Source organism: Kitasatospora sp. NPDC048365, from assembly GCF_043200835.1.
Lineage (GTDB): Bacteria > Actinomycetota > Actinomycetes > Streptomycetales > Streptomycetaceae > Kitasatospora > Kitasatospora terrestris.
Map to the genome: position 1 here is coordinate 47,723 of NZ_JBICYJ010000036.1, position 11,927 is coordinate 59,649.

9 protein-coding genes are annotated in these 11,927 nt (G+C 72.8%); 1 reads left to right on the forward strand and 8 read right to left on the reverse strand.

Annotated elements, in window-relative coordinates:
• Positions 1–95 precede the first annotated feature (95 nt).
• The 3 genes from ACGFX4_RS30115 to ACGFX4_RS30125 form a co-directional block, all read right to left on the reverse strand.
• The gene (locus ACGFX4_RS30115; RefSeq protein WP_345699122.1) at positions 96–434 is read right to left on the reverse strand and encodes a P-II family nitrogen regulator; all 339 of its coding nucleotides are present in this window, start codon (positions 432–434) and stop codon (positions 96–98) included.
• The gene (locus ACGFX4_RS30120; RefSeq protein ID WP_393080868.1) at positions 434–1,768 is read right to left on the reverse strand and encodes an ammonium transporter; all 1,335 of its coding nucleotides are present in this window, start codon (positions 1,766–1,768) and stop codon (positions 434–436) included. The genes ACGFX4_RS30115 and ACGFX4_RS30120 overlap by 1 nt, the downstream gene beginning before the upstream one ends.
• 216 nt (positions 1,769–1,984) lie before the next feature.
• Positions 1,985–3,439, reverse strand: coding sequence for a hypothetical protein (locus ACGFX4_RS30125; RefSeq protein ID WP_393080870.1), 1,455 nt, complete (start codon positions 3,437–3,439; stop codon positions 1,985–1,987).
• A gap of 366 nt (positions 3,440–3,805) precedes the next feature.
• Here ACGFX4_RS30125 and ACGFX4_RS30130 point away from each other — a divergent pair, with 366 nt between their 5' ends.
• On the forward strand, positions 3,806–4,516 hold the full coding sequence (locus tag ACGFX4_RS30130) for a bifunctional DNA primase/polymerase (RefSeq protein ID WP_393080873.1): 711 nt from the start codon (positions 3,806–3,808) through the stop codon (positions 4,514–4,516).
• Between the two features lie 48 nt (positions 4,517–4,564).
• Here ACGFX4_RS30130 and ftsY read toward each other — a convergent pair whose 3' ends face one another.
• The 5 genes from ftsY to ACGFX4_RS30155 all read right to left on the reverse strand — a co-directional run bounded on the left by ftsY (position 4,565) and on the right by ACGFX4_RS30155 (position 11,894).
• Positions 4,565–5,770, reverse strand: coding sequence for a signal recognition particle-docking protein FtsY (gene ftsY, locus ACGFX4_RS30135; protein WP_393080875.1), 1,206 nt, complete (start codon positions 5,768–5,770; stop codon positions 4,565–4,567).
• A gap of 13 nt (positions 5,771–5,783) precedes the next feature.
• Complete coding sequence (gene smc, locus ACGFX4_RS30140) at positions 5,784–9,344, reverse strand: chromosome segregation protein SMC (RefSeq protein ID WP_393080876.1); 3,561 nt, start codon at positions 9,342–9,344, stop codon at positions 5,784–5,786.
• 227 nt (positions 9,345–9,571) lie between these two features.
• On the reverse strand, positions 9,572–9,775 hold the full coding sequence (locus tag ACGFX4_RS30145) for a hypothetical protein (protein WP_393080878.1): 204 nt from the start codon (positions 9,773–9,775) through the stop codon (positions 9,572–9,574).
• Between the two features lie 381 nt (positions 9,776–10,156).
• Positions 10,157–10,450 (reverse strand): acylphosphatase, encoded by a 294-nt coding sequence (locus ACGFX4_RS30150; RefSeq protein WP_393080880.1) that lies wholly within the window; start codon positions 10,448–10,450, stop codon positions 10,157–10,159.
• 94 nt (positions 10,451–10,544) lie between these two features.
• Positions 10,545–11,894 carry a hypothetical protein gene (locus ACGFX4_RS30155; RefSeq protein WP_393080883.1) on the reverse strand — a complete coding sequence of 450 codons (1,350 nt, stop codon included), beginning with the start codon at positions 11,892–11,894 and terminating at the stop codon, positions 10,545–10,547.
• Between the last annotated feature and the right edge of the window lie 33 nt (positions 11,895–11,927).

The following is an 11,927-nucleotide window of genomic DNA, read 5'->3' on the forward strand; positions in this document are numbered from 1 at the left end:
CGTCCGTGTGCCGGTACGCCTGCGGCGGACCCGCCGCCGGGTGGGCAGCGGATCCGCCAGGAGTCGTGCTGAATGCGTTGTGCTGAATGCTAGGGCTACAGGGCGTCCGGACCGCGTTCGCCGGTGCGGACGCGGACCGCGGTGTCGACCGGGACGGACCAGACCTTGCCGTCACCGATCTTGCCGGTGCGGGCGGCCTTGACCACGACGTCGATCAGCTGCTCGGCGTCCTCGTCGTCGACCAGGATCTCGATCCGGACCTTGGGCACCAGGTCGACGGTGTACTCCGCGCCCCGGTAGACCTCGGTGTGGCCGCGCTGGCGGCCGTAGCCGCTGGCCTCGGTGACGGTCAGGCCGTGGACTCCGAAGGCCTGCAGGGCCTCCTTGACCTCGTCCAGGCGGTGCGGCTTGATGACGGCGGTGATGAGCTTCATCAGGCGTCGACCTCGGTCTTCTCGGCGGTGGCGGTGGCGGCGGAGACGGTGGCGGTGGCCGCCACGGCGCGGGCGATGCTGGCGCCGACCGCGGTGAAGTCGTACGCGGACTCGGCGTGCTCGGCCTGGTCGATGCCGGCGACCTCGACGTCCTCGGAGACCCGGAAGCCGATGGTCTTCTGGATCGCCATGCCCAGCAGCCAGGAGAGGACGAAGGAGTAGACCAGGACCACGACCACGCCGAGGGCCTGCTTGCCCAGCTGGGTCACGCCGCCGCCGTAGAACAGGCCGGAGGCGGTCTGGCCGACGTGGCCGGTGGCGAAGAAGCCGATCAGCAGCGAGCCGATGATGCCGCCGACCAGGTGGACGCCGACCACGTCGAGCGAGTCGTCGAAGCCGAGCTTGTACTTCAGGCTGATCGCCGCGGCGCAGACCGCACCGGCGATCAGGCCGATGGCGATGGCGCCGAGCATCGAGACCGAGCCGCAGGCGGGGGTGATGGCGACCAGGCCGGCCACCGCACCGGAGGCGGCGCCGAGCGAGGTGAACGCGCCGTGCTTGATCTTCTCGTAGGCGAGCCAGCCGAGCACCGCGGCGGCGGTGGCGACCTGGGTGTTCATGAACGCCATGCCGGCCACGCCGTTGGCGGCGAGCGCCGAGCCGGCGTTGAAGCCGAACCAGCCGAACCAGAGCAGACCGGAGCCGAGCATCACCAGCGGCAGGCTGTGCGGGCGCATCGGGTCCTTCTTGAAGCCGATCCGCTTGCCGAGCACCAGGGCCAGGGCGAGGCCGGCCGCACCGGCGTTGATGTGGACCGCGGTACCGCCGGCGAAGTCGATCACGCCGTTGCGGTCACCGAGCCAGCCGCCGTTGCCGCCGTCGAAGAAGAACACCCAGTGCGCGACCGGGAAGTAGACGACGGTCACCCAGAGCGCCACGAACAGGCTCCACGCGGTGAACTTGGCGCGGTCCGCGATGGCGCCGCTGATCAGCGCCGGGGTGATGATCGCGAACATCAGCTGGAAGGCGGCGAACGCGGTGACCGGGATGGTGCCGGTGATGGCGTTCAGGTCGATGCCGCGCATCCCCAGGTAGTCCAGGTTGCCGATCAGACCGGCGCCTGCGTCGGGGCCGAAGGACAGCGAGTAGCCGTAGAGGACCCACAGCACGCTGACGATCGCGAGCGAGATGAAGCTCATCACCAGCATGTTGAGCGTGCTCTTGACCCTGACCATGCCTCCGTAGAAGAAGGCCAGGCCCGGGGTCATCAACATGACCAGGGCCGCACAGATGAACACAAAGGCGGTATCGCCCGCGCTGAAGCCGTCCGGCATCGGCGTCTCCTCCGAGATGAAAGCCGCTCCACACCCGGGATACCTGTCCCGTGCCATCCCGGGTGGTCGGCGATGAAGAGGAGAGTGCCGAAGGCTGATTTCGACCGATGCGGCTCGGTGTTTCGCGCCAGTGACACGGTTGTCGCGGGCGTTACGAGCACGTGAACCGCTGGCCGAAAACGAGCCGTTTGACCGCGCTGGGTCAGAACACGGCGGCTACCCGACCGGGACGAACTCGGGGATGTCCTGGACCACCCGCTCGGAGAGCCGCTCCACCCCGGGCACGCCCTTGTACTGCCGACTGGCTGCCTCGGAGGTCTTGCGGACCCGGGTGTTCAGCCGTTCGGAGCGCACCTTCTTGGCGATGTCCACCGCCTGCTCGCACATCGCCGCAGCCTGCTCCGGCTCGTTCTGCAAGAGGTGCACACTGGCCATTCCGACCAGATTGAAGGCGTAGCTGCGGACGTGGTCGCCGTCCCGGCGGAACAGGTCGACCGCGCGCTCCATCACCGGCGCCGCCATCTGCGCGTACAGCGGGCTGCGGCTGGAGGTGTAGGCCAGGTCGCGGAAGGAGTGCGCGTTCTCCGCGTTCAGCTCGGCCTCGGAGAAGAACTTGAGCCAGTCCGGGCTGCCGTCGTTGGCGCGGGTGTCGCTGAAGGTGTCCTCCGCCAGCCGGGCCGCCCGGGCGCACCGGTTGACCTCGCCGATGGTGGCGTAGGCGCGCGCCTCCATCGCGTACAGCAGCGACTGCTGCCGGGCGGTGGCGGTGTCCCGGCTGCCGTACTGGGCGAGGTGGATCAGCTCCAGCGCGTCCTCGCCGCGGTTGAGGTGGATCATCTGCCGGCTCATGTCGGTCAGGATCAGCGCGCCGAACGGGCGGTCGCCGGCCTCCTTCGCCGCGTGCAGCGCGAGCACGTAGTACTTCTGCGCGCTCGGGTGCATGCCGACGTCGTACGACATCCAGCCGGCCAGGTGGGCCAGCTCGGCGGTCAGCCGGAACAGCCGCTTGGTGGTCGACTCCGGGTAGGTCTCCTGCAGCAGGTCGGTGACCTCGTGGAGCTGGCCGACCACGGCCTTGCGGCGCAGGCCGCCGCCGTTCTGCGCGTCCCACTGGCGGAACATCTCGGTGGTCTGTTCGAGCAGCTGCAGCTCGGGCTCGGACAGCCGGCCGGTGTACGGCTCGCCGCCGTTGGCCGCGGCCAGGATCGGCGTGGGCGCGCCGCTCGGGCCGGGGGTGAGCCAGCGCTGCATCGGCTCGATCAGCGCCGCGCCGGCGGTCAGCGCCAGCGAGGTGCCGAGGAAGCCGCGCCGGTTGAGCATCAGGTCGCTGCGCGAGTACTCGCTGATCAGCTGGACGGTCTGCGGGGCGCTCCACGGCAGGTCCACCGTGCTGCCGGCGGTGGAGACCTGGACCGTGGTGCGCAGGCCCAGGTCCTCGATCGAGACCACCGAGCCGAAGCGCTCGGAGAACAGCTCGGACATGATCTTCGGGATCGGCTCGCGCGGCTGCTCGCCGTCCAACCAGCGGCGGACCCGGGAGGTGTCGGTGGAGACGTGGTGAGCACCGATCTGGCGCGCCCTGCGGTTCACCTGGCGCGCGAGCTCGCCCTTGGACCATCCGCTGCGGGTGAACCACGAGGTGAGCTTCTCGTTCGGTTGCTTGTCTGCCATGGGACCGTCCCCATCCCGCCCCGAGTCCGGGGCCCTGCTCGTCCGACCTGCCCTACCGCCACCGGTGTGAGCAGTCCACTGCATTCCGTAGTGTTGAACGTAGCGGGCCTTGCGCCATCCGGGGGAGCACCGCCGGGGAAACGCCACCTTTCGCCACCCCCACGAGTGAACAACCACGGCCCGCGGCGCGCTTCACTAATACTCAGCTCCCCATGACCCCGGCAATTGCCGGGACGGAAGCGACCGGATCGAATCGGTGTGCGCCACGCCGCGCGCGCCTCGAACACACAGCGCGCTACGCGTCGGACAATCGACGCAATGTCACCGTCCCGTAACCACCGGCAACCAGAATCTGTTGGGGGAGGCATGGACAACCTGTTGGGCGATCTCCGGCTCGGCACCCTGCGGTTCGCCCCGCTCGCCGCTCGCCGCCGCACCAAGCCCTCCGCGCCCCGGGCGGCCGCCGAGTACACCGGCCGCTGGGGCTGGTCCGTCGCCGTCGGCGCCGCGCCGACGCGTACCGACGGCCGGTGCGACTGCGGCACCGCGCACTGCGCCGCGCCCGGTCTGCACGCCGGCGCCGGCCCCGCGCTCACCGCCCGCGAGCTCGACCTGCCGCGCACCGCCGACGGGCCGCTGCTGCTCCCCACCGGCCTGCACTTCGACGTGCTCGACGTGCAGGCCCAGCCCGGCCTGCAGGCCCTGGTCCGGCTGGAGCGGATGGGCACCCAGCTCGGCCCGGTGCTCGCCTCCCCCACCGGGCGGCTGCTGTTCTTCGTCGCCCCCGGCACCGCCCAGCGCCTCCCCGACCTGCTCTACCGGATGGGCTGGGACGACGCCTCGCTCGACCTCGCCTGCCACGGCACCGGCGGCTACATCGCCGCGCCGCCCACCCCGCTCGGCGGGCTCGGCCCGATGCGCTGGCTGCGCCGCCCCACCCGGGAGAACGCCGCCTGCCCCCCGGAGGCCCGCCTCCTGCTCGGCACCCTGGCGTACGCCTGCCACCGGCACCTGCGCGACACGGTCAACCACAACAGGGGCGCGAGGAACTGCGCGCCCGACCACGCGCTCACGTAGAGCGTGTGCCGGTCGCGCAGTTCCTCGCGCCCCTGAGAACCCGGGCTGTCAGCCGAGCAACGCGTCCACGAACGCGCCCGGCTCGAACGGCGCCAGGTCGTCCGCGCCCTCGCCGAGACCGATCAGCTTGACCGGCACGCCCAGCTCGCGCTGGACCGAGACCACGATGCCGCCCTTGGCCGTGCCGTCCAGCTTGGTCAGCACGATGCCGGTGATGTCCACGACCTCGGCGAACACCCGCGCCTGGACCAGCCCGTTCTGACCGGTGGTGGCGTCCAGCACCAGCAGCACCTCGTCGACCGGCCCGTGCTTCTCCACGACCCGCTTGACCTTGCCCAGCTCGTCCATCAGACCGGTCTTGGTGTGCAGCCGGCCGGCGGTGTCCACCAGCACGGTGTCCACGCCCTCGGTGATGCCCTGCTTGACCGCGTCGAAGGCCACCGACGCCGGGTCGCCGCCCTCCGGACCGCGGACGGTGTGCGCGCCGACCCGCTCGCCCCAGGTCTGCAGCTGGTCGGCGGCGGCGGCCCGGAAGGTGTCGGCCGCGCCGAGCACCACCCGGCGGCCGTCGGCCACCAGGACGCGGGCCAGCTTGCCGGTGGTGGTGGTCTTGCCGACGCCGTTGACGCCGACGACCAGGACGACCGCCGGGCCCTCCTCGTGCTTCACCGAGCGGACGGTCCGGTCGAAGTCCGGGCCGATCAGGTTGATCAGCTCCTCGCGGAGCAGCGCGCGCAGCTCGTCCGGGGTGCGGGTGCCGAGCACCTTGACCCGGGTGCGGAGGTTCTCCACCAGCTCCTGGGTGGCGGCGACGCCGACGTCCGCCGTCAGCAGGGTGTCCTCGATCTCCTCCCAGGTGTCGTCGTCGAGACGGTCCCGGGAGAGCAGGGTGAGCAGGCCCTTGCCGAGCGTGGACTGCGAGCGCGAGAGCCGCGAGCGCAGCCGCACCAGCCGGCCGGCGGTCGGCTCCGGGACCTCGATCGCCGGAGCGGCGACGGCCTCCTCGACCACCACCTCCTCGACCTCGGGCTCGACGACCTCGGGAGCGGCGGTCTCCGCCGTCGGCGGCGCGGCGCCCTCCTCCGCGACCTCGGCGGGCGCCTCGGTCTTCGGGGCGGGCGGCGCGGTGACCACCGGGGTCCGCGCCGGCGCCGGGGGCTCCACCTGCTTGCGTCGTCTGCCGGAAACGACGAGGCCCACGGTCGCGCCGACGGCGACCACGGCGATGACTACGGCAAGGATCACGTATTCCATAACCCGTCCAGTATCACGTAGGGGTCTTGCGTTCCTTGTGCTCCTCGCGGAGCCGCTGGCTGATCACCTGGGAGATGCCGTCCCCCTTCATGGTCACGCCGTAGAGGGCGTCCGCGGACTCCATGGTCAGCTTCTGGTGGGTGATCACGATCAGCTGGGAGCTCTCCCGCAGTTCCTCCATGATCGCGACCAGCCGGCGCAGGTTGGTCTCGTCCAGCGCCGCCTCCACCTCGTCCATCACGTAGAACGGGCTGGGACGCGCCTTGAAGATCGACACCAGCATCGCCACCGCGGTCAGCGAACGCTCGCCGCCGGACAGCAGCGACAGCCGCTTCACCTTCTTGCCCGGCGGCCGCGCCTCCACCTCCACGCCGGTGGTCAGCATGTTCTCCGGGTCGGTCAGCACCAGCCGGCCCTCGCCGCCCGGGAACAGCCGCGAGAAGACGCCCTCGAACTGCGCCGCCGTGTCGTGGTACGCCGCCGTGAACAGCTGCTCGACCCGGGCGTCGACGTCCTTCACGATGTCCATCAGGTCGCGCCGGCTCTTCTTCAGGTCGTCCAGCTGCTCCCCGAGGAAGCGGTGGCGCTCCTCCAGCGCCGCGAACTCCTCCAGCGCCAGCGGGTTGACCTTGCCCAGCTGCTGGTACGCCCGCTCGGCCGCCTTCAGCCGCTTCTCCTGCTCGGCGCGGACGTACGGCCGGGGCTCGCCCGGCTCCTCGCCCTCCTCCGGGACGGGCGGCGGCACCAGGGTGTCCGGGCCGTACGTGCCGAGCAGTTCGCCGCCCTCGATGCCGAACTCCTCCAGCGCCCGCGCCTCCAACTGCTCGATCCGCAGCCGCTTCTCGGCCCGCAGCACCTCGTCCCGGTGGCTCGCGTCGACCAGCTTGTCGAGCTCCGCCTTCAGTTCGCGGCCGTGCTCGCGGAAGGAGCGCAGCTCCGCCTCCCGCTCGGCCCGCAGCTGCTCCACCTCGGCGCGCTCGGCCTCCGCGGCGGTCAGCGCCTCCTCCAGCCGGCCCAGCAGCTGCCGCGCACCGGACGCCACCGCCGAGGCCACCGCCGCCTCCCGGCGGGCCCGCTCGCGCCGCTCGGCCGCCCGCGCCCGCGCCTCCCGCTCGGCGCGCGCCGCCCGGTCCAGCTGGTCGGCGCGGCCCGCCAGCCCGCGGACCCGCTCCTCGTGGGTCCGGACCGCCAGCCGCGCCTCCATCTCCGCCTGCCGCGCCGCCGACCCGGCCGCCGCCAGCCGGTCGCGCTCGGCGCCGTCCGGCTCGTCCTCGCCGGACTCCGCCGACTCCTCCGCCACCAGCAGCCGTTCGGCCAGCTCCTCGGCCGCCTCGCGGGCCTCGGTCAGCCCCTGTTCCGCCGTGGCGACCGCCGCCGCCAGCCGCTCCGCCTCGCCAGCCGCCGCACGCGCCTGACCGCCCGAACGGCCCAGCGCGCCGGCCAGCTGCGCGCGCTCCTTCTCCCCGCGACGCCGCTCGGCCCCCACCGCCTCGACCTCGGCGGCCAGTTCCCGCCCGCGCTCCTTGCAGCCGTCCAGCTGCGAGGCCAACTCCTGGCACCGCACGTCCAGTTCGTCGATCTTCCGGGCCGCGTCGGCGACCGCCGCCTGGGTCTCCAGCAGGCTGGGCGCCCCCGCCGCGCCACCCTGCGCGAAGGTCGCCGACAGCACGTCCCCGCCCCGGGTCACCGCCGTCAGCTCCGGCCGCGCCGCCACCAGTTCCGCCGCCGCGGCCAGGTCCTCGGCGACCACGGCACCCGCCAGCAGGGCCCGCGCCGCGGCCACGACCTCCGCCGGACCGGAGATCAGGTCGCCGACTCCGCGCCCCGCCGAGGGCGCGGGGACCTGCGCGACCGGCCCGGTGACGAGCAGCGCCGCCCGGCCCGCGTCCTGCTTGCGCAGCAGGTGCAGGGCCTCGACGGCGGCCCCGACCCCGTCCACCGCCACCGCGTCCGCCGCCGCGCCGAGCGCGGCCGCGACGGCGACCTCGTACCCGGGCTCGACCACCAGCAGCTCGGCCGCCGCGCCCAGCACGCCGCCGGGCCGGTCCGGGCCGTTCAGCAGCGCTCCGCTGCCGTCCTTGCGGCGCAATCCGAGCGCCAGCGTCTCGTGCCGCGCCGCCAGTCCGGCGCGTTCCCGCTCCGCGGCGGCGCCGGCGTCCCGGACGTCGCCCAGCTCCCGTTCGAGCTCGGCCAGCGCCGCCCGCGCGGCCTCGTACGCCGCCTCCAGCTGCTCGTCGCCGACCTCCAGCCCTTCGGCCTCCTCGCGCAGGTCGCGGTACTCGGCCTCGGCCTTCCCGGCGCGCTCGACGGCCTCGTCGCGGGCGGCGGCCAGCCGTCCGATCTCGGCCTCGGCGGCGGCCGCCCCGGACCGTGCCGCGGCCGCCTGCCCCTGCAGGCGGGCGAGGCCTTCCCGACGGTCGGCGATGGCCCGGGCGGCCGCCTTCAGCCGGCCTTCCTCCGCGGCCAGTCCGCGCTCCAGCTCGCCGCGCGACTCGACCGCCTCGGCCAGCGCGTACTGGGCCTCCTCCAGCGCCTCGGCCAGCGCGGCCTCCTCCTCCCGGACGCGCTCGGCCTCCCGTTCCAGCTCCTCCGGGTCGCGCCCGCGCCGTTCCTCGGTCTGCCCGGCGCCGACCGCGGACCGGACCCGGGCCTCGGCCAGCCCGATCGTGCCGCGGGTCCGCTCCCCCAGCGAGGACAGCCGGTACCAGGTCTGCCGGGCGGCCTCCAACTGCGGGCCGAGCTGCTCGACCTGGGCCTCCAGTACGGCTTCCCGCTGGATCGCCCGGGCCAGCTCCTGCTCCACGGTCGAGCGGCGCAGCTTCAGCGCCAGTTCGTCGGCGACCTCGGCCTCCACGGCCCGGCGCAGGCTCAGCAGGTCGTCGGCGAGCAGGCGCAGCCGGGCGTCCCGCAGCTCGGCCTGGATGCCGGCCGCACGCCGGGCGATCTTCGCCTGGCGGCCCAGCGGCCCGAGCTGACGGCGCAGCTCGGCGACCAGGTCCTGGACGCGGTTGAGGTTGCCCTGCATCGCGTCGAGCTTCCGCAGCGCCTTCTCTTTCCGCTTGCGGTGCTTGAGGACGCCGGCCGCCTCCTCGATGAAGGCGCGGCGGCCCATCGGGTCGGCGTGCAGCACGGAGTCGAGCTGCCCCTGGCCGACGATGACGTGCATCTCGCGGCCGATGCCGGAGTCGGAGAGCAGCTCCTGGATGTCGAGCAGCCGGCAGACGTTGCCGTTGAGCGCGTACTCGCTGCCGCCGTTGCGGAACATGGTCCGGGTGATGGTGACTTCGGTGTAGTCGATGGGCAGCGCGCCGTCGGTGTTGTCGATGGTGAGGCTGACCTCGGCGCGGCCGAGCGGCGCGCGGCCGCTGGTCCCGGCGAAGATGACGTCCTCCATCTTGCCGCCGCGCAGGGACTTGGCGCCCTGCTCGCCCATGACCCAGGAGAGCGCGTCGACGACGTTGGACTTGCCGGAGCCGTTGGGGCCGACCACGCAGGTGATGCCCGGCTCGAAGCGCAGCGTGGTGGCCGAGGCGAAGGACTTGAACCCGCGCAGGGTCAGGCTCTTCAGGTGCACGTGTCCGTCCTCCTCGCCGGGCCGCCGGGTCTACCGCTGGCGACTGTATCCGGACAGGTGCGTACCGGACGTCGAGGAGGTGGTTTCACCACGCCGGGGGCTGGGCAGCCTCACGGCAAAGGTGTCTCGGACACGACGAAGGGACGTCGGCCAGGACGTCCCTTGCATGCTGCCGCCCTGTGGGGAGGCTGAGTGCACAACAGCGTCGATCCGAGAGATCGCAGTTATCAGGTGAGGGCCGGCTCCCGCTGGTCCAGGTCGATGCTGTTGAGCAGCGAGTGCTCGTCAGCGACAGCGGCGAGAGCGTCGTTCTCGGCCTGGAGCTTGATGAGCTCGTTCTCCAGGTCCAGGACGCGCTGCTGCAGCCGTCGCATCTCGGAGAGCATTCGCGGGTCGGGGCCGCCGACGTACCCGAGAAGCGCCTTTGCCATGATGTATGGTCCTCCACGCTGAGTGACCGAACCGTGTACGGTATGGGTCTTGGGGGAAGGGTGCGCACGCGTCCACGCCGTCGGACGTGCTGGCTGGGCACTGCGGGGCGACCGGGATGAGCTGGGCCCACTCGGCATGGCCCCGTCGACATAAACGCAGACCTGTGCGCGGGCTTCCAGCGTCTCACCAAAGACCCTACGGGTCAACACGATCACCGCACGCTACCGCGCCCCTGTCACCTGCATGGCGGGATGGACACACCATGGGTAGGGGTCAAAGGATCACTACGCTGCGGAGTCAACCACGAGTCCGCCCAGAAGGCAACCGCATGACACCGGCAGTTGCCGGAGGCTCTCCTCCTACCGGCAACTGCGGTGTGCTCATCGGATCACGAAGCCGTCGTACCCGTCCCCGGTGGCCGACCAGATCTCGGTCACGCCGGTGACCTCACCCGGAGTGTCCGGGCCGCGCAGCGCGGCGAGCAGTTGCTCGCACTCGCCGTGCAGCCCTTCCGCCACCACCTGGACCCGGCCGTCGCCGAGGTTGGCGGTGTAACCGGTCAGCCCGATCTCCAACGCCCGGGCTCTGGTCCACCAGCGGAAACCGACCTCCTGCACCCGGCCGCGCACCCAGATGGTGGCGCGGACCGGCCGCAGGCCGTCGTGACCTTGCATGTGTCCACCATGGTCGGGCATCCAGTGCCCGAACGGAGCGGGCTTCACCGGCCTTCCACCGACCCCCACCGACCCTTCGCACACCGCGCGACGGTCAGAAGCCACCGCCGAAGTCTCCCCCACCGCCGAAGTCACCGCCGCCGCCGAAGCCGCCGTCCGACCCGCCGTCGAAGCCGCCGAAATTGTCGGAGTCGAACTCCGCGCCGGAGTACTCGCCCGCGTCCGCCCCGCCGTTGGGGTCCACCCCGGCCGCGTACGCGTAGCCGGGGCTGGCCAGCGCCGAGCCGAGCATGGTGCCCACCAGCAGGCCGGGCAGCATCCCGCCGCCGAAGTAGCCGCCCGCCCACGGGCTGTAGGCCGGGCCGGCGTTCCAGTACGGCTGGCGGCCGTGCTCGGTGTCGACCGTCCGGACGTCCGGCGCCTGCCCGCTCGCCAGCCGGGCGGCGTCGGCCGCGCACGCCGGGACGGTCCGCGCGGCGCCGCCCGCCGGGGCGTAGTCCACGTCCTGCACCGACGGCCCGTGCCGCGGGTCGAAGAAGCAGGGCACCCGGCGCTCCGGCAGCGGCAGCTTCTCCCGCCGCGCGGCCAGCGTCGCCAGCGCGAAGCGCCCGTCCTCCAGCGCCTCGGTGACCGGCCGGACCTCCGCCGGCGCCTTCGCCTGCTCCATGATCCGCTTGGCCCGCTCGTACGAGTCCAGGGCGTGCGTGTAGTCGGCGCGCTGGGCGTCGTCCGCGTCGGCGGCGCCGGGGTGGAAGTCCAGCCGGTCGAGCTCCTCGCCGAAGGCGGTGATGTCCTCGTCCACCACGGTGCGCAGCTGCGCCAGCTCGGCCCGGGCCTGCTCGGCCTTGCGCCTCTTCGACCGCCGCAGCAGCAGGAACCCGCCGCCGCCGGCCAGTGCCAGCAATGCCACCGGGACCACGATCGCGGCGGCCGAGACACCCCCGCCGCTCACTCCGCTCCCCTTGGTCTGCGGGATCGCCTGGTCGACGAAGTCGTTCACGGTGGCGCCGATGTCGTTCGGGTGGGCCCGGAAGGCCGCGCCCGCGATCCGGTCGGCGGACGCCGGGGGCAGCGCCTTCGGGTCGGAGAACGCCTTGAACTGGTCGCCGCGCCAGATCGCGTACACGCCGACCACGCCGACCTTGGCGCGGATGTCACCGGCGATCGTCGCCGCCGGGTACTCGGGGGTCGCGGGCACCACCATCACGAAGATCGGCTTGTCCGCCTTCTCCAGCTTCTTCGCCAGGTCGGCCGCCTGCGCCTCGGAGAAGCGGCCGGTCATCGCCGGGTCGACGTAGACCTGCGTCTGCTTCAGGGCGGCGGACGCCGCGTCCACCCCGCCGGCCGCCCGGGCCGGTCCGGCGGCGAGCAGCAGCAACCCGAGCAGCGCCGCCAGCAGGGCGGCGGGCACCGTGGCCAGGGGACGCGCGATCGCGGTTCTCATACCTCGAACGGTACTCGGCCGACCGGCCGGACC